This window comes from Campylobacter sp. CNRCH_2016_3089 (assembly GCF_025772505.1).
Lineage (GTDB): Bacteria > Campylobacterota > Campylobacteria > Campylobacterales > Campylobacteraceae > Campylobacter_D > Campylobacter_D lari_D.
Window position 1 is genome coordinate 115,330 of record NZ_JAKMSF010000005.1, and the last position, 18,057, is coordinate 133,386.

Genomic DNA, 18,057 nt, shown 5'->3' on the forward strand with positions numbered 1-18,057 from the left:
TGATAATTTTTTAATCAAATATACGAAGTATTTACAATTTAGTATTATTAAGATAATTTTACTCTAAATAAGCAAGTATTACACTTGCTTATTGTTTAACAATGATGATTTCATCATCTTTAGAATCTATAATAATCTCATCATTTTCATTTAATTCATCCGATAATATCATATCACTTAATTTATCTTCTACCATATCATACAAAGCTCTTTTTAATGGTCTTGCGCCAAAATCTACATCAAAACCAACTTTTGCTATTAAACTAGCAGCATTATCACTCAAGCTTGCTTTAATACCCCTATTTTCAAGACTTTTTTGCAAGGTATTAAAAAGCAATTTAACTATTTTTTTAGCTTCACTTTCTCCCAAAGGGTTAAAAGTGATAATATCATCTAAACGATTTAAAAACTCCGGTCTAAAAAAGTTTCTAAGAGCTTCTTTGATAGCTTTTTCTTTTTCTTCGCCCTTTAACTCCATAATAAAATTTGCACCTATATTAGAAGTTAAGATAATGATAGTATTAGTAAAATCAATCGTTACGCCTTTACTATCTGTAGCCCTACCATCATCTAAAATTCCCAAAAGTATATTAAATACATCTTTATGGGCTTTTTCTACTTCATCAAATAAAATCACACTATAAGGCTTTCTTCTAACAGCTTCAGTTAATTCCCCACCTTCTTCATGCCCTATATATCCTGGAGGTGCACCTAAAAGTCTTGATACACTGTGTTTTTCCATAAATTCACTCATATCAAAACGCACCATAGCTTTTTCATCATCAAATAAAAATTTAGCCAAAGCCTTCGCACTTTCTGTTTTACCTACTCCAGTTGGCCCTAAAAATAAAAAGCTTCCTATAGGCTTAGTTGCTTGATTTAACCCTGCTTTGTTACGCTTAATAGCTTTAGCTAAAGCACTCAAAGCCTCATCTTGCCCTATGACGCTTTCTTGTAAATACTCTTGAATATGTAAATATTTTTGTTTTTCAGAAGTGAGCATTTTTTGTACACTAATGCCTGTCCATTTACTTAAAATACCAGCTACTAAATCCTCATCTACTTGATTTTTAAGCAAAACTCCTTCTTGGGTCATTTGTTTCCATTTTTCTTCTAAATTTAAAACCTCTTTTTCACACTCTAAAATTTTGCCATATTCTATTTCAGCAGCCTTTTGGAAATCTCCTTTATTTTTAGCCAAAATAGCTTCATTTTTTAAAGTATCGATTTCTTTTTTCTTTGCACTTATGCCATTAAATACTGCTTTTTCATTTTCAAATTTGGCATTAAGTTTAATTTGCTCTTCTTTTAAATTTGCTAATTCTTTTTTAATCTCTTCTAATCTTTTTTCATTAACTTCGTTTTCTTCCATTTTTAAAGCTTCATTTTCCACTTCCAAGCTTTCAATTTGTTTTCTAACCTTTCTTAAAGAATTTGGCTCACTTTCTATTTGCATTTTTAATTCCGCTGCAGCCTCATCAATTAAATCAATCGCTTTATCAGGTAAAAATCTATTAGCTATATAACGCTTAGATAGCTTTGCGGCTGCCACTAAAGCACTATCATTGATAGTTACATTATGATGAATTTCTAATTTTTCTTTTATACCTCTAAGCATAGCCAAAGCTTCATTTACACTAGGTTCAGCTACATTTACAGGCTGAAATCTTCTTTGTAAAGCTGCATCTTTTTCAAAATATTTTCTATATTCTTTTAAGGTTGTAGCACCTATAGTATGGAGTTCACCTCTTGCTAAAGCAGGTTTTAAAATATTTGCTGCATCCATGCTCCCTTCATTTGCACCTGCACCTACAATGGTGTGAATTTCATCTATAAATAAAATTACATTCTTATGTTTTATTACTTCATTTACAACTGCTTTTAATCTATCTTCAAATTCACCTCTGTATTTTGCTCCTGCTATTAAAGCACTCATATCTAAAGCTATAACTTTTTTATTTTGCAATGAAGTAGGAACATCTTTTTTTACTATCCTTTGTGCTAAAGCTTCCACCACAGCAGTTTTTCCTACCCCTGGCTCACCTAATAAAATAGGATTATTTTTAGTTTTTCTGATTAAAATTTGCATTAATCTTTGAATTTCTTCTTCCCTACCTATAACAGGATCAAGCTCATTGTTTTTAGCTTTCATAGTCAAATCAATACCAAATTTAGACAAAGAATCAAGTGTTTCATCACTTGTTTTGGTTTCTATTTTAGCTCCTGCTCTAATAAATTCCAATTCTTTTTTAAACTCATTTAAATCTACAAATTTAGACAAAAGTTCTTTAATAACCCCGCTAACACTTTCTGAAACAAGCCACATATCCACAGCTAAATAACTATCTTTATTTTCTAAAGCCAAGCCTTTTGCTTTTTCTAAAGAATTAATAAATTCATTTGAAAATTTAATATTATCTTTATTTACATTTGAGCTAGTAGGAAAAGATAAAATTTTACTTTTTACTTCTAACTCAAATGCCTCTTTAGAAACATTTAATTTATTAAAAACTTGATTAAGCAAACTAGAGCTATCAACACTTAAAGCCCATAATAAATGCAAAGGTTTTATTTCACTATTCTTAGAATGAATGGCCAAAGAAATTGCACTTTCTATATTTGAAAGCATAGAATCTGTTAAAAAATCTTGTATATTTGCCATTTTTACTCCTTTTTACTTTTATATGAAGTGTATTATATAACTTTAGTCTATTATTGTCAAGTTTATTTAGTTATATTTATAAATAATTTTTTATATACACACACTAATATCATAAAAATATTTACTTTATTTACGATTTTTTAAGCAAAAATAACTAAAATTAGATAATTATTTTATGAATTCATATTTATTTTGGAGTTTTTCCTTTGAAGACAAAAAGAAATCTTATTATCGCAGCTAGCATTTGTAGTTTAATAACCGCTTCTTTTATTTTTACTAACTTGCAAGCTAAAAATCCCGCTCCTAGCGAAGCAGAAAAAAAAATAGAAGCTTTATCTAAACTTACAAGAACTATGTCTATCATAGAACAATATTATGTTGATGATGTTAATTATACAGATTTGGTTGATAAATCCATAGCAGGTTTGCTTACAAATTTAGATGCCCACTCTTCCTTCTTAGATGAAAAAGGTTATAAAGAACTTAAAGAACAAACTAATGGGGAATTTGGTGGACTTGGCTTTACTATTACCCAAAAAGATGGAGCAATTAGTGTTGTAGCTCCTATAGAAGGAAGTCCAGCGGATAAAGCAGGTATTAAAACTGATGATATTATCTTAAGAATTAATAACGAATCAACTTTAGGTATGACTTTAAATGAAGCTGTTTCTAAAATGCGTGGAGAGCCTAAAACAAAGGTTACTCTAACTATTTATAGAAAAGGCGATGCAAAGCCATTTGATGTAAATTTAAAAAGAGATATCATAAAAGTAGATAGTGTTTATACAAAATTAATTGAAAATGAAAATTTACTTTATTTAAGAGTGACTAATTTTGATAAAAATGTTGTAGATGAAGCTAGTAAAGCAATCAAAAAACATTCTAATACAAAAGGAATTATACTAGATCTTAGAACCAATCCAGGCGGTATTTTAAATCAAGCAGTTGGTTTAGTAAATCTTTTTGTAGATAAAGGAGTAATCGTTTCACAAAAAGGTAAAATTGAAAGCGAGAATGTAGAATTTAAAGCAAATCCTAGTAAAAAAATCACTAATGCACCTTTAGTAGTGCTTGTAAATGGTGGCAGTGCAAGTGCGAGCGAGATTGTAAGTGGGGCTTTGCAGGATTTTAAACGCGCTATTATCATAGGAGAAAAAACCTTTGGAAAAGGTAGTGTGCAACTTATATTACCTATGGATGAAAAAGGTAAAGAAGGCTTGAGACTTACTATAGCAAAATATTATTTACCAAGTGGTAGAACTATACAAGCTGTTGGAGTTAATCCTGATATAGAAGTATTTCCAGGAAAAGTAAGTAAAGAAGAAAATCACGGCTTTGAAATCAAAGAAAGTGATCTTAAAAAACACTTACAAGCTGAACTAGATAAAATCGGACATCAAGAAAAGAAAAAAGACAACAAAGAAGATAGAAATATCATTACCAAAGAACAAATTAATAATGACATACAACTAAAAACCGCAATAGATGCAATTAAAATTTTAAACATTACAAAAGGAGAGTAAAATAGCTATGAAATTAGATCTTTTATATGAAGGAAAAGGTAAAAAAATGTTTAAAACTGATGATGAGAATTTACTCATCACAGAATTTAAAGATGATTTAACAGCTTTTAATGCAGAAAAAAAGGGTAATGAAGCAGGAAAAGGTGCATTAAATTGTAAAATTAGTACTGAAATTTTTCATCTCTTAGAAAAAGAAGGCATTAAAACCCATCTAGTAGAAACCATCAGTGAAAAAGAACAAATTGTTAAAAAATGTAATATTATACCCATTGAAGTTATTACTAGAAATGTAGCTACAGGATCTTTAACAAAAAGATTAGGCATTAAAGAAGGCACGATTTTACCTTTTGCTGTAGTTGAGTTTTGTTATAAAAATGACGATTTAGGTGATCCTATTATCAACGATGAGCATTGTTTGATTTTAAATCTAGTAAAAAGTGAAAAAGATTTAGAATTAATCAAAAATACCGCAAGACATATCAATTCTATTCTAGTAAAATTCTTTGAATCTAAAGGCTTAAGATTGATTGACTTTAAATTAGAATTTGGTATTGATAATGAAGGAAATATGATCTTAGCTGATGAAATTAGTCCTGATAGTTGTAGATTTTGGGATAGTAAAACTAATGAAAAATTAGACAAAGATCGCTTTAGACAAGACTTAGGTAATGTAAAAATGGCTTACGAAGAAGTCTTAAAAAGAATTTTAAGTTAGGAAAAATAATGAAAGTAACTATAAATATCACACTTAAAAATGGGGTTTTAGATCCTCAAGGCAAAGCCATAGAAAAGGCTTTGCATTCTTTGGATTTTAATAATATTGCAAATGTTAAAACCTCAAAACAAATTAGTTTTGATATAGCTTGTGATGATAAAGAAGAAGTTTTTAAACAAGTTGATTTAATGTGTAAAGAATTACTTGCAAATACTGTGATAGAAGATTATGAGATAATATTATGAAAGTAGCTATTATTCGTTTTCCTGGAACTAATTGTGAGTTTGATACAGCTTATGCCTTTGAAAAATTAGGGATAAAAACTGAAATCATTTGGCATGAAAGACAAGATTTTAGTGCAGATTTAATCGTATTACCTGGAGGTTTTTCTTATGGAGATTATTTAAGATGTGCTGCTATTGCAAAACTTGCTCCTGCTATAAAAACACTTAAAGAGCATGTTCAAAAAGGTGGATATGTTCTAGGCATATGTAACGGCTTTCAAATTTTATTAGAACTTGGACTTTTAAAAGGAGCTATGAAACATAACAATAGTTTAAGTTTTATTTCTAAAATGCAAGCATTGCAAGTAGTATCAAATAATAATGCTTTTTTGAAAAATTTTCAAAAAAATGATATCATAGAATTACCTATTGCCCATGGAGAAGGAAATTATTTTAATAGCGAAGATGATATTAAAATGCTAGAAGATAAAGATATGATCTTACTAAGATATATCAATAATCCAAATGGCTCTTTAAACGATATAGCAGGAATTTGTGATGAAAATAAAAAAGTCTTTGGGTTAATGCCACATCCTGAAAGAATGTGCGATGATATTCTTGGATCAAAAGTAGGACTTAAAATGTTTGAAGGATTTTTAAATTGCTAAAAATCTTCAAATTTTTTTGTCTTTTTTTACTAACTTTTAACTTATATGCTCAAGAAAATAGTGTTTTTGAAGATTATAACACTTTAGAAAAAAATTACAATCAATTAGATGATCAAGCTAAGCAAATTTATCAAACCATCGCTCCAAGTGATGAGAGTAATTATGAAAGTAAAATCGATGATGAAAATTTCATCCCTCAAGGTTCTTTAGTATTAAACGCAAAAGAATACACTGATGAAGCTTTCATAGATGAAGCTTTTGCTATAGATCTTGAGGTTATTACCACAACTAATGTGAGTTTTGATTTAAATGTGAGTTTTGAAAAAAGTGATGATATGCTTTGGATCAATCCTAATCCTATTTGGGAACAAAAGGCTAATTCATATCATACAAAATTATGGTTTGAAGCTAAAAGTTTAAATGCTAGTTTAAACAAAATCATCGTTTCATTAAGTAGAAATGATCATATTTTTCAAAGCTCATCATTAATTATAAAGCCCATTAAACTTAAAAAAATCGATGCTCCTTCTAATAAATACTCACATATAGTTGCAAGCAATTTGGAAGTTAAACAAGTAAAAGCGAGTAGTTTTGATAATGATAGTATAATTTTATTTATAGAACTTGCGGGAGAAAACACAAATCTAGCAAGTTTTAACATAAAAGATATCCAAAAACAAGGTGTAGAGGCTATTAAAGGCGATTTTGAAAAACAAAGTGGATTTTATTATGCTATTTTAGATAAAAGTAAAACGCGTTTTGATTTTTCTTACTTTAATTTAAATTCTAAAGAATTAAAAGATTTTTCCTTAAAAATAGAACTTAAAGAAGATAGTATAAGTACACAAAGTGATTTAAATCCAAAAACTAATGATTTTAATTTTTACAAACAAGTTTTTTTATGGAGCTTGTGTGGTATTTTCGCTTTATGGTTTGTATTTAAAAAAAGCTACACAGCTTTAGGTTTGGCAATTTTGGCTCTAATAGCAAGTTTTTTAGCTCAAAATAACATATATAAAGCTATATTAAAAGCTGAAAGTAAAGTACAAATTTTACCAACTCTAAACTCAACTCATTTTTATTCTGGGAAATACAAACAAGAAGTAGAAGTGTTAGATTCAAGAGATGAATACAGAAAAATTTTATTTAATAATGGAAAAATAGGCTGGGTGAAAAGTGAAGATTTATCAAAGATTTAAAGCTTTAATATTTTGGGTAGAATTTATTTTATCTATTATTTTTTTATGTATTGCCTTTTTATTATTGCAATCGCAAGAAAAAATTTGGAAAATCAGAAAAGTATGGTCAAAACTGCAAAAATATATAATAAACTATAAAATTCAAACCCAAGGTTCTATACACCCTCAAGCTAATTTGCTTTTAATCAATCATCAAAGCTTGCTAGATATAGTTGTTTTGGAAGATTTATGTCCAAAAAATATATCTTGGATAGCTAAAAAAGAACTAGGCGAACTCCCTGTTTTTAAAACTTTGATTAAAAAACCAAAAATTATTTGTATAGATAGAAGTCCAAAAGGCCTAGTAAAGCTTTTAAAAGAAGCCAAAGAAAGATTAAATGAGGATAGAATTTTAGCCATTTTTCCAGAGGGTACAAGATCTAAAACACAAAAACTTTTAAAATTTAAAGTCGGAGCTAAAATTTTAAGTGAAAAGCTTAAGTTAAAAGTCCAGCCTGTGGTAATTGTTGATTCAGCTAAAATTTTAGACACCCAAAATTTTAGTGCAAATAGTGGTGTTTTAAAAGTGGTATTTCTAGATCTTGTCGATACAAGTAAAGATGATTGGCTTGAGCAAACTAGAGAAAAAATGCAAACAATCTTAGATAGCGAAAGGTCACAAGCTTGATTGGTACAATTTTAGCTGTAGGTTTTGGAGGCTTTTTAGGGGCCATATCCAGAATGCTTACTAGCAACTTTTTTAATAAAATCATTCCTCATAACTTTCCTTATGGGACATTAATGGTCAATATAATAGGATCATTTTTAATAGGTTTATTTTTTTCTTATGCAAATTCTAAAGGTGTGCATATTTTTACTAAAAATTTAATTAGCACTGGTTTTTTGGGTGCCTTTACAACTTTTTCAACTTTTTCTTATGAAAATTTGTTATTTTTGCAAAATGGTGATTATTTTCACTTTTTTCTAAATATTATTTTAAATGTTATCCTTTGTCTTTTGGCAGTATGGATTGGTTTTTTAATTTTTAAATAAAGGAGATATAAATGCAATTTCAAACTGAAGTTAATCAACTTTTACAACTTATGATTCATTCTTTGTATTCTAACAAAGAAATTTTTTTAAGAGAGCTTATTTCTAATGCAAGTGATGCACTTGATAAACTTAGTTATTTAAGCGTGAGTGATGATGCTTATAAAAATTTAAAATTTGAGCCAAAAATTCAAATTAATTTCAATCAAGAAGCAAAAACCTTAACTATAAGTGATAATGGTATAGGTATGAATAAAGACGATTTAATCAATCATCTTGGAACCATTGCTAAAAGTGGCACAAAAAGCTTTTTAGAGAACTTAAGTGGTGATGCCAAAAAAGACTCTCAACTTATAGGACAATTTGGTGTAGGTTTTTACTCTGCTTTTATGGTAGCTTCCAAAATAGAAGTTTTAAGCAAAAAAGCATTAGATGACAAAGCTTATCTTTGGACTTCTGATGCTAGTGGCTATGAAATAGAAGATGCAAATAAAGACGAACAAGGCACTTGCATAACCTTGCATTTAAAAGATGAAGAGTTTTTAAACTCATACCGCATTGAAAGCATAGTAGAAAAATATTCAAATCATATACAATTTCCTATTTTCATGGAAAAAGAAGAATATTTACCACTAGAAGAAGGTGAAAAAGAACCTAAAAAAGAATTAAAAAACACTCAAATTAATACAGCAAGTGCCTTATGGAGACAAAATAAAGCAAGTTTAAAAGCTGAAGATTATGAAAGATTTTATGAACAAAACTTCCATGATTCAAACAAACCTATGCTTTATATCCACACAAAAGCTGAAGGTTCTATAGAATACAATTCTTTATTCTTTATACCTGCGCAAGCTCCATTTGATCTTTATAGAGTAGATTATAAAAGTGGTTTAAAACTTTATGTTAAAAGAGTTTTTATAAGTGATGATGATAAAGAATTATTACCAACTTATCTAAGATTTGTGCGTGGGATTATTGATGTAGAAGATTTGCCGCTTAATGTTAGTCGTGAAATCTTACAAGAAAATAAAATCTTAAAAAGCGTTCAAGAAGCAAGTGTTAAAAAAATCCTAGCTGAACTTAAAAAATTTAAAGAAAAAGATAAAGAAAACTATCTTAAATTCCATGAAAATTTTGGAAAAGTTTTAAAAGAGGGTTTATATGGTTTTGGCGAAAATAAAGACGCTATAGCTAAGCTTTTATATTTTAAAAACTCAAATAAAGAAGAATTAATTGATCTTGAAGAGTATAAACAAAACCTAGCTGAAGGTCAAAATGAAATTTTTTATATTAGTGGAAAAAATGAAAAGCTTTTAAGAAATTCTCCACTTCTTGAAAGCTATAAACAAAAAAATATCAATGTTTTATTACTTGATGAGGAAATTGACACCATAGTTATGCCTATGATGAATGAATTTGAAGGCTTAAAATTTAGCGCTATCAATCATCTAGCTAGCGAAGAAACTAGCGAAGAACAAAAGGCTGAATTTGCAAGCTTGCTCATCAAAATAAAAGAAGTTTTAAAAGATGATGTTGAAGAGGTAAAACTTAGCCAAAGACTTTCAAATAGTCCAAGTTGTATTGTTTATGATCAAAATAAACCTGATTTTGCTATGCAACAAATTCTTAAACAAATGGGGCAAGAACAGCAAGTTAAACCTATACTTGAAATCAATCCTAATCATGAAATTTTAAAAGCCTTAAAAGAAAATGATACTTTAGCTAATGAAATGGCACATATTCTTTTAAATATGGCTAAACTTAGCGAAGGTATGGGTATAGATAACCCTAGTGAATTTAACAATGCCTTAAGCAAAATCGTTTCTAAGGCTTTAGAAAAATGAAAAATATAGCTATTTCTAAAGATATTTTGCACGAATTTTGCATTATAGATGTAAGAACTCCTAGCGAATGGAAAAGCGGGGTTATAAAAGAAGCTGTACTCATCGCACTTTGCGATGATAATGGCTTTATGAATGAAAATTTCATCCAAGAGTTTAAAGAAAAAGTAGATTATCAAAATAAAAACATAGCCTTTGTATGTGCTACAGGCTCAAGAAGCAAACATACTGCTGTGATGATAGAAGATGCTCTAGGTATAGAATGTACTAATTTAGATGGTGGCATGGTAGCGCTTTTATCACAAGGTTATGAAGCAACAAAAGAAGGTTGATTATGAAAAAAATATTTTTATCTTTAATGCTTTGTACTAGTTTTGTTTTAGCAGAAGTTAAAAATATCGATATTAACGCAGGAATTTTAGAAAATTATCAAGTAATTGATGTTAGAAAACCTAGTGAATGGGTACAAACTGGCACAATAAAAAATGCCATTAAAATTAGCTTTTATAATGAAGATGGAAGCTTGAATAAAAATTTCGTTGAGGAAATTAAAAAGATTTCAAGCAAAAAACCTATTGCTATAGTTTGTAGAAGTGGAGCAAGAAGTGCTAAGGCTTCTGCTTTACTAGATCAAAATGGCATAGAAGTTACTAATTTAAAAGGCGGTATAAACGCACTTTTATCACAAGGTTATGAAACCTCAAAATAAGTCTAACTAGACTTATTTTTTCTTTGGTCTAAACACAGAAATTACTTCTTCATTATTTTCAATATAAGCTCCACCTATCAAATCTACACAATAAGGAATAGCAGGAAATATAGGCTCAATACATTCTCTTATAGCTTTTGGATTACCCGGTAAGTTAATAATTAATGATTTTCCTTTTATACCTGCACTTTGTCTTGAAAGTATAGCCGTTGGCACATATTCTAAGCTTTTTGCACGCATTAACTCCCCAAAACCTGGAAGCATTTTATCACACACTGCTTGTGTTGCCTCTGGTGTCACATCACGTAAAGCAGGCCCTGTACCTCCTGTGGTAAAAATCAAATCACATTTTACTTCATCTGCCAAATAAGCTAATTTTTCTATGATTAAATCATACTCATCAGGAATTAGCTCATAATAAAAGCTTTTTTCATTTTTTATATAAGAATCTAAAATTTTTTCTATCTCTACCCCGGATTTATCCTCATAAACTCCGCTACTTGCTCTATCTGAAAGTACTAAAATTCCTATTTTTACCATTTTCACTCCATTATAATTTTTTCTATATCTTGTTTTTCTATTTTTTCATTTTCTAAAAGAATACTAGCTAATCTCACTACTTTTTCTTTCATTAACTCTAAAAATTCTTTCACTTCTTGCTTTTGCTCTTGTAATAAACCCTCATTTGCCATAGCGAAAGTTTCCATAAAAACGAGCAATTCTTTAACCTTTAAAAGATCACTTTGTGCATTAGTGTAACTTTCATTAAAAATAAGCTCCATAGCAACTGAACCTGCTAAAAAAACTTTTATTTTATTTAATAATTCTGATTTTGATTTGATAGTATTTTCATATTCTTTAAACCTATCTTCAATTAGGGTAATTTTTTCAAATTTAACATCAAAATAAAAAGCACACAAGGCTTTAGCTGCTTGATATGTGGCTTGAATTTTTCTTTCCTTGTCGCTTAGAGAAAAAATCTTTTTTTTACCCATTAAAACTTTATTAAGCACTGCAAAAAAATCATTTTCTTCTATTAAATCTGATTTTCTTCTTATGGCATTAATAGCCGCTTCATTAACTAAAGTCTCTAAAGCTGCTCCGCTAAAACCCACACTAGCTTTTGCAATTTTTTCTAAATCTACACTAGATTTTTTTTCTTTCATATAATTTTGCAAAATATGCATTCTATCTTTAAAATCAGGCAATGATATAAAAATTCTTCTATCAAAACGCCCTGATCTTAACAGTGCATTATCCATAAGATCGATTTTATTTGTAGCGGCCATCACTATAACCCCGCTATTATCTTCAAATCCATCCATTTGAGTTAAAAGCTGATTTAGGGTATTATCTCTTTCTACATTAGAAAAATCCCCCCTACTTTTACCAACTGCATCAATTTCATCTATAAAAATGATACTTGGAGCTTTTGATTTAGCTTTTAAAAAAAGCTCTCTTACTCTTTTTGCGCCCATACCTACATAAATTTCTACAAAACTAGCCCCGCTTTGATAAAAAAATGGCACCCCAGCTTCACCTGCTACTGCTTTTGCTATCAAGGTTTTACCTACTCCAGGAGGGCCTACTAGCAAAACGCCTTTTGGCATTTTCACGCCAAAATCTTTATATTTTTGAGGATTTTTTAAAAAATCAACGATTTCCAAAAGCTCCACCTTAGCCTCATCAACCCCTGCTACATCTTTAAATTTAACTTCACTTACTACATCTTGTATGGTGTTATTTTGTTCATTTTTTTCTAAAATATTTTTTTCCAAAGAAAGTAAATTTTGCCTATCTTTGTTTTTTTTATTAAGAAAGAGTAAAAAGCTTATGAGAAAAGCAAGTAAAATAAATATCAAAAAAAACTCACTCAAATCATAATCTTTAGCATATTCTAAAGGAATTTTTTGCCACAAAGCATTTAAATCCACTACATCTTTAGCGATTAAAAAATTTCCTTCTTTGCTTTTTAATAATATTTCATTATTTTCTACTATAGCCTTTTGGATTAAATTTTGTTCTAAAAGCTCTTCATAAGCAGCCTTGCTAATATAATCTGGTTGATTTTTTAAAAATGCAATCAATATAAAAACACAAAGCAATAAAAATGAAGCTAAGATAATCTTTTTATTTTTCATCCTCTAACCTTATATAGTTACAATCTTCTTTGCATTCATATTTTTCAATACTTATCCATTGTTTAGCAATATCTTCTTTGCTTGTAATTTTGATTTTATTAAAAAATTGATCATAGCCTTCATAAAAACCATCTTTTTTACTCTCGACTAAAATTTCTAAAATATTTTTTTGGTTTTTTCTAAACTCATAATTATTTTGTGCGACTATATCTTTTAAAATATTTAATCTTTCTTTGGCTATATCACCATTAATTCGCTCACTCATAGAAGCAGAATGCGTTCCATCGCGTGGTGAGAAAATAAAAGCATGGATATGTGTGAGTTTAAATTGTTTGAAATTTTCTAAAGCTTCTTGCCATATCAACTCACTTTCCCCGGGATGTGCCACGATAAAGTCTGTTCCTAAAGCAAAACCTTTTTGATTTAACTCATTAAACAATGCTAAATCATTTTGCGTGTGTGATCTTCTACGCATAATGCGTAGCATTTTTTCATGAGTGTGTTGCAGAGCAATATGCAAATGCTTTTCAAGCCAAGGTTCATCTAAAATTTCTTTAAAACTCTCATCAATTTGAGCAGGTTCTAAACTCCCAAGTCTTACTCTTTTTATACCATTAATCTTGCCTATTTCTTGCAGTAATTTTCCAAGTGTAGTTTTATCTTTTAAACCATAACTTCCTATATTAGTACCCGTTAAAACTACTTCACTATAACCATTTTGAGCCAAAAGTTTGATTTGTTTTATTATTTCCTCACTTGGCATGCTTCTTGATTTACCTCTAACACTTGGGATTATGCAATAACTACAAGCAAAGTCACATCCTTCTTGAATTTTTACAAAAGCTTTAGTGTGATTTTCATAATTACTTACGATTTTTGTATCAATAAAGCGTAAATTTCCAAGCTCATAAAAGGCTTTATCCTGTGAGATTAACTCGTTAATTTTATCTTTATTAGAAGCTCCTAAAACTCCAAAAATTTCTTTTTTATTAAAAAAATCCTTTCCCTTGCTTACAGCACCACAGCCTGTAAGTATAACCTTAACTCCATTTTTTTTTACACTATTAATATAACTTCTAAGCCCACTATCAGCACCATTTGTAACCGTGCAAGAATTTATCACTATCACATCAGCTTCTTGTTCATTTTGTGTGACAATATGATCTTTAATATAAGTTTTTAATAATTGCGTATCATAAATATTAGTTCTACAACCAAAAGTTTTAAAATATACCTTTTTTTTCAAATATCTTCCTTATTTTCTATAAATTCATGTTTTGCCATATATAAATTTTGTGATGGATAGGCTATTTTTATATCATTATGTTTATTAAATTCATTGATAATTTCTTTACTTATATTACTTCTTAAAACCAAGGCCGCATAAGAATTTGTCATATACCAAGCAGAAATTCTCATACCATAACCTTCTAAAAATGTAAAAAACCTAGGTTCTACTTTAGGATTTCTAATGCTGTATTCATTTCTTAATTTATTCATGGATTCTTTTGCAATTTTTGTATAGCCTTTGGAAGCTTTTATAACGATTTCTTCTACTATATCTAAGGCTTTTTGATGATTTGAATCAAAAGTTAAAGTAATATCAAGTCCATCCCAAATTGTTTTCATCCCATGATGAGTATAATTTGATATAAGATTGGTAAAAATAAAATTATTTGGTATGAAAATTATCCTACCACTTCTTCGATTATCTGTATAAGTTAGTAAAGATATATCTTCATACAAAGTTATTCTTAGAAACGAAATATCAATTATATCGCCGATATAATGTGTATTGTTTTGAAAAACTCTCACCCTATCGCCCACTCTAAAACTTCCACCAAAAACTATCACACACCAACCAAGCATAGACATAAACATATCTTTCATAGCAATAGCCAAACCAGCAGAAGCAAAACCAAGCACAGTAACTAAATAGCTAATATTTTCAATATATCCAAAAAGCAAAATTAAAACAATTACATTGATATTAATAAAATTAATGATTTTATTTGCTGTATAAAAGCGATCATTATCGCCTATATATTTTCTAGCTATAAATTTGAGTAAAAATGCTATGGCTACAACTATAACAATAGCCAAAACTATATTGAAAGCTCTTACACCCTGAATTTTAATTGAAGCTGTCGTTTTTTCAATCTCTTCTTGAATTTTTTTCTCATACACAGAATAAGAAATTTCTCCAAAACGCAGAGTTTGTGAAAAATCTCTAACCATTTGATTGGATATTTTTAAATATTCATCATGCTCTTTATTAGAAGATAATTTAGCTATTTCAGCTACTAAAACATTTTCTTTTATAAGCTCATCTAAAGTTTGCTTAAAACTATTTAAAAGATTGACATATTCTTCTTTGTCGCGTCTTAATTTTTTTATATGTGAGTATGCTGAAATAATAGCTAAAGGATTAGTTAGCTTATCTATTTTATCAACTTCTTCAGGTGCCAAAACCATCTTAGAAAAATTTGCACTTTTATACTCACTTAAAAGCTCTAGTCTTTCTTTTAAAATTAAAATTTGTCTTTCTATAATGCTTTTATTGCGTTCATTAGCTTTTAAACTTTCTTTTTCTAAAGCCAAAATTTCATCTTGAGTTTTTCTGTAAATGTTAAAATTATTATATTTAATTATCCAAGTATTATATGCTAAATTATTATGTAATTCATTTAATTTTTGTTCTAAATGCTCTATATCATCTTGCGCTAAAAGTAATGTAAAGGGTAAGAGCAAAATCAATATAATTTTTTTCATGCAAACACCTCTAAAGTGTGTAAAATATCTTCTTTAGATATATCATTTTTTATACAAGCTTTTCCTAAACCACAAGCTAAAACAAAATTAATCTTTTGAAAATGTGTTTTTTTATCTAAGAAAAAGGCATTATAAAACTCTTCTATATTTGAAATTTTATAAGATATGGGTAATTTAAATTTCACAAGCAATTTTTGTACTCTTTGGCATTCTTGCTCGCTTAATAACCCCAAATTTAAAGCTAGAATATTTGCCATGTTCATACCTATAGCCACGGCTTCACCATGTAAGTACTTTTTATATCCTGTTTGATTTTCTATAACATGAGCAAAAGTATGACCATAATTTAAAAGCATTCTTAAGCCACTTTCTTTTTCATCTTGTGAAACCACATTAGCTTTAAGTTCTATACTTTTTTGGATGATTTGAGCTAAAATAATATCATCTAATTTAGCATTAAAAATTTTATCCTCGTCCAAATTTTCCAAAAAAGATAAAATTGCTTCATCAAAAATCACAGCCATTTTAATAAATTCAGCCATACCTGCAGCTAGCTCTCTTAAAGGTAAAGTTTTTAAAAACTCACTTTCACAATACACTGCTTTTGGCTGATAAAAAGTGCCTATTAAGTTTTTACCAAATTTATTATTCACTCCGGTTTTACCACCCACACTTGCATCCACGCAAGCTAGTAAAGTTGTAGGGATATTGATAAATTCTATCCCTCTTTGATATATACTTGCTACAAAACCACCCATATCAGAGATCACCCCACCACCAAAGCTTATGAGTAAGCTTTTTCTATCTAGCCTATAAGTACACATTTGATCTAAGATGTATTCTATAGTTTGTAAATTTTTATACTCTTCGCCATCTTTGATTTTTATAACAAAAAGTTCTTTAGCATGAATTTTTTTCAAAAGTGTATCCAAATGTAGTTTTGCAACTAATTCATTAGTTAAAATCACTACTTTAGTATCAAAATTTAATTTTTCTAACTCATTTATATAGACATTATAACTTGTATTTTTATCTAAATTTACCTTAACTTGCATTATTTTCTCACAATGATGGTATAAACAATTGATAATTTTTATTCATCTTATAATATATCGTATTTAAATCCGTTTTTAAAATTTTATTGAAATTGTTTCCTAAAATTTTTTCATTAAATGGTACAAAATGCAATATATTTTGTTTGTAAGAAAATTTATTGATAGGATTATGTTCTTTTTCTTCTATCAAAAGTAATTTTTCATCATGAAGTTTTGAAAGGCTTTCAAAATACTGATGATATTCAAAAATTTCGGCTTTATTTAATTTTAAAGCATAGTAATACAAGGCAAGGCCTAGTTGAATTTGCTTGTTAAAATCAAGCATAATAGAAGCAATACCCTCTACATCTTCAAAATTTGAACTTAAAACTACAGAAGATTTTAAATCTGCAAAATCCCCTTTACCTGCTTTTAACACAGGAAGTTTTAAAGTAAAAAGAAAACTTTTTTCTTTTTCAAAAAGATAATCCTCCACCACTAGTAAACCTATGCTAGTATTTTCCACAAAAGGTTTAATGTTTTTTATATTTGTGCTTTCAAAGTCAAATATCACTTCAGTGCTATTTTTATGCAAGGATTTAAGTTTATAATACATAGGAGTTAAAGTAGGATTAATCACCTTAAAATAAAGTTTTTTGCTATTGATTCTTACATGCAAAAGCAAGCTTGCAAAAATAAGCTTTTCTATAGCAAACTCACTCATTTTTTTCATATCTATAATACAAAGTATATTATCTCCAAAAGGCGATGGAAAGCGTCCTAAGCTTGTTTTAACATTAGTAAAAACACTTTGCAAAACTTTAGGATCACCCACGATTAAAATGCTATCATTTGGCATTAAAATAAGCCCAGGTCTTGCCAGAATAAATTCATTATTTCTATAAACCATTACGATTTTAAAGCGTTTTTGGCTAATAGAGCTTATGTGTCTATAAGCAAAGCTTGACCCTGCAGGAATTTTAACCTCCATAATCTCACCTTGTCCAAGCCCTATAAATTGTGCCATTGAAGGCATATTATCCAAACAACCTGTCAATCTTGTACTTAAAGTATCATAAATATTAATTACTTCACAAAAATTATCATCAATTTGGCTATTCCACAAATCCATAATAACTATATTTAATCTTGGGTGTAATTTTCTTAAATTTTTATAGCAAGCTAATGTATCTGCTTCTTCTTGCATATAAATAATAGCTTGATGAAAATTTTCTTTTAATAAATTTTCTAGCTTAATCAAACTCGTAGGATCAAATTTAAAAAAAGAAATTTGTTCATTCTCTAAGTCTAAGTCTACGCTATCATCATTATAATACACAACACTCAAAGACTCTTTGAAGGTTTTGTTATTATAAATTTTCTTTAAAAAATCTTTCGCAAAAGGTCCATCAGCTAGTAATAAAATCTTATTCATTCACACCTCTAAAATATAAAGTATAATTATAGCAAAGTTATAGTTTATATTTTAAAGTTTTTATTTTTTCAAAATATATTCCACTACTTAATATATCTTTTTAAA

Annotated in this window: 17 protein-coding genes; 10 read left to right on the forward strand and 7 right to left on the reverse strand. The window is 28.6% G+C overall.

What is annotated here, in order from left to right:
* Positions 1-88: 88 nt before the first annotated feature.
* Complete coding sequence (locus L8W69_RS04865) at positions 89-2,662, reverse strand: ATP-dependent Clp protease ATP-binding subunit (RefSeq protein ID WP_263666560.1); 2,574 nt, start codon at positions 2,660-2,662, stop codon at positions 89-91.
* A 206-nt stretch (positions 2,663-2,868) separates the two neighbouring features.
* On the opposite strand from L8W69_RS04865, the gene L8W69_RS04870 reads away from it, so the two are divergent.
* Genes L8W69_RS04870 through L8W69_RS04915 form a run of 10 tightly spaced genes read left to right on the forward strand, consistent with a single transcriptional unit; the run spans position 2,869 to position 10,570 of the window.
* Positions 2,869-4,185 (forward strand): S41 family peptidase, encoded by a 1,317-nt coding sequence (locus L8W69_RS04870; protein ID WP_318529601.1) that lies wholly within the window; start codon positions 2,869-2,871, stop codon positions 4,183-4,185.
* 7 nt (positions 4,186-4,192) lie between these two features.
* Positions 4,193-4,900 (forward strand): phosphoribosylaminoimidazolesuccinocarboxamide synthase, encoded by a 708-nt coding sequence (gene purC, locus L8W69_RS04875; RefSeq protein ID WP_133318981.1) that lies wholly within the window; start codon positions 4,193-4,195, stop codon positions 4,898-4,900.
* 8 nt (positions 4,901-4,908) lie between these two features.
* Positions 4,909-5,145, forward strand: a complete 237-nt coding sequence (gene purS, locus L8W69_RS04880) for a phosphoribosylformylglycinamidine synthase subunit PurS (protein ID WP_220566240.1) — start codon at positions 4,909-4,911, stop codon at positions 5,143-5,145.
* Positions 5,142-5,792 (forward strand): phosphoribosylformylglycinamidine synthase subunit PurQ, encoded by a 651-nt coding sequence (gene purQ / locus L8W69_RS04885; protein WP_263666561.1) that lies wholly within the window; start codon positions 5,142-5,144, stop codon positions 5,790-5,792. Before purS ends, purQ begins: the two co-directional genes overlap by 4 nt.
* Entirely contained in the window at positions 5,786-6,991 is a 1,206-nt protein-coding gene (locus L8W69_RS04890; protein ID WP_243705620.1) for a hypothetical protein, read from the forward strand. The genes purQ and L8W69_RS04890 overlap by 7 nt, the downstream gene beginning before the upstream one ends.
* On the forward strand, positions 6,969-7,658 hold the full coding sequence (locus L8W69_RS04895) for a lysophospholipid acyltransferase family protein (protein WP_263666562.1): 690 nt from the start codon (positions 6,969-6,971) through the stop codon (positions 7,656-7,658). The genes L8W69_RS04890 and L8W69_RS04895 overlap by 23 nt, the downstream gene beginning before the upstream one ends.
* On the forward strand, positions 7,655-8,023 hold the full coding sequence (gene crcB, locus L8W69_RS04900) for a fluoride efflux transporter CrcB (protein ID WP_263666563.1): 369 nt from the start codon (positions 7,655-7,657) through the stop codon (positions 8,021-8,023). The genes L8W69_RS04895 and crcB overlap by 4 nt, the downstream gene beginning before the upstream one ends.
* A gap of 11 nt (positions 8,024-8,034) precedes the next feature.
* Positions 8,035-9,864 carry a molecular chaperone HtpG gene (gene htpG, locus L8W69_RS04905; RefSeq protein ID WP_263659674.1) on the forward strand — a complete coding sequence of 610 codons (1,830 nt, stop codon included), beginning with the start codon at positions 8,035-8,037 and terminating at the stop codon, positions 9,862-9,864.
* Positions 9,861-10,193, forward strand: coding sequence for a rhodanese-like domain-containing protein (locus L8W69_RS04910; RefSeq protein WP_263666565.1), 333 nt, complete (start codon positions 9,861-9,863; stop codon positions 10,191-10,193). Before htpG ends, L8W69_RS04910 begins: the two co-directional genes overlap by 4 nt.
* Before the next feature lie 2 nt (positions 10,194-10,195).
* Positions 10,196-10,570: a rhodanese-like domain-containing protein gene (locus L8W69_RS04915; RefSeq protein WP_263659672.1), complete on the forward strand. Its 375-nt coding sequence runs from the start codon at positions 10,196-10,198 to the stop codon at positions 10,568-10,570.
* Positions 10,571-10,582: 12 nt separating this feature from the next.
* Here the strand turns inward: L8W69_RS04915 and mog are convergent, their stop codons facing one another.
* From mog to L8W69_RS04945, 6 genes are read right to left on the reverse strand one after another with little or no spacing between them, the layout of a single operon-like run.
* Entirely contained in the window at positions 10,583-11,110 is a 528-nt protein-coding gene (mog, locus tag L8W69_RS04920) for a molybdopterin adenylyltransferase (protein ID WP_039618174.1), read from the reverse strand.
* Positions 11,111-11,112: 2 nt separating this feature from the next.
* Entirely contained in the window at positions 11,113-12,711 is a 1,599-nt protein-coding gene (locus tag L8W69_RS04925; RefSeq protein WP_220566232.1) for an AAA family ATPase, read from the reverse strand.
* The gene (gene mtaB, locus L8W69_RS04930; RefSeq protein WP_263666566.1) at positions 12,701-13,957 is read right to left on the reverse strand and encodes a tRNA (N(6)-L-threonylcarbamoyladenosine(37)-C(2))-methylthiotransferase MtaB; all 1,257 of its coding nucleotides are present in this window, start codon (positions 13,955-13,957) and stop codon (positions 12,701-12,703) included. The genes L8W69_RS04925 and mtaB overlap by 11 nt, the downstream gene beginning before the upstream one ends.
* On the reverse strand, positions 13,954-15,483 hold the full coding sequence (locus L8W69_RS04935; RefSeq protein WP_263666567.1) for a mechanosensitive ion channel family protein: 1,530 nt from the start codon (positions 15,481-15,483) through the stop codon (positions 13,954-13,956). The genes mtaB and L8W69_RS04935 overlap by 4 nt, the downstream gene beginning before the upstream one ends.
* Complete coding sequence (gene aroB, locus L8W69_RS04940; protein ID WP_263666568.1) at positions 15,480-16,538, reverse strand: 3-dehydroquinate synthase; 1,059 nt, start codon at positions 16,536-16,538, stop codon at positions 15,480-15,482. Before aroB ends, L8W69_RS04935 begins: the two co-directional genes overlap by 4 nt.
* Positions 16,539-16,545: 7 nt before the next feature.
* On the reverse strand, positions 16,546-17,952 hold the full coding sequence (locus tag L8W69_RS04945; protein WP_263666569.1) for a COG3400 family protein: 1,407 nt from the start codon (positions 17,950-17,952) through the stop codon (positions 16,546-16,548).
* Positions 17,953-18,057 lie beyond the last annotated feature (105 nt).

Excerpts from the sequence above, each read along its gene's own strand:
- L8W69_RS04915 (WP_263659672.1), top strand. The coding sequence starts at position 10,196 with ATGAAAAAAATATTTTTATCTTTAATGCTTTGTACTAGTTTTGTTTTA.
- L8W69_RS04910 (WP_263666565.1), top strand. The coding sequence starts at position 9,861 with ATGAAAAATATAGCTATTTCTAAAGATATTTTGCACGAATTTTGCATT.
- L8W69_RS04865 (WP_263666560.1), bottom strand. The coding sequence starts at position 2,662 with ATGGCAAATATACAAGATTTTTTAACAGATTCTATGCTTTCAAATATA.
- mog (WP_039618174.1), bottom strand. The coding sequence starts at position 11,110 with ATGGTAAAAATAGGAATTTTAGTACTTTCAGATAGAGCAAGTAGCGGA.
- purC (WP_133318981.1), top strand. The coding sequence starts at position 4,193 with ATGAAATTAGATCTTTTATATGAAGGAAAAGGTAAAAAAATGTTTAAA.
- L8W69_RS04935 (WP_263666567.1), bottom strand. The coding sequence starts at position 15,483 with ATGAAAAAAATTATATTGATTTTGCTCTTACCCTTTACATTACTTTTA.
- htpG (WP_263659674.1), top strand. The coding sequence starts at position 8,035 with ATGCAATTTCAAACTGAAGTTAATCAACTTTTACAACTTATGATTCAT.
- L8W69_RS04925 (WP_220566232.1), bottom strand. The coding sequence starts at position 12,711 with ATGAAAAATAAAAAGATTATCTTAGCTTCATTTTTATTGCTTTGTGTT.
- purS (WP_220566240.1), top strand. The coding sequence starts at position 4,909 with ATGAAAGTAACTATAAATATCACACTTAAAAATGGGGTTTTAGATCCT.
- L8W69_RS04945 (WP_263666569.1), bottom strand. The coding sequence starts at position 17,952 with ATGAATAAGATTTTATTACTAGCTGATGGACCTTTTGCGAAAGATTTT.
- aroB (WP_263666568.1), bottom strand. The coding sequence starts at position 16,538 with ATGCAAGTTAAGGTAAATTTAGATAAAAATACAAGTTATAATGTCTAT.
- purQ (WP_263666561.1), top strand. The coding sequence starts at position 5,142 with ATGAAAGTAGCTATTATTCGTTTTCCTGGAACTAATTGTGAGTTTGAT.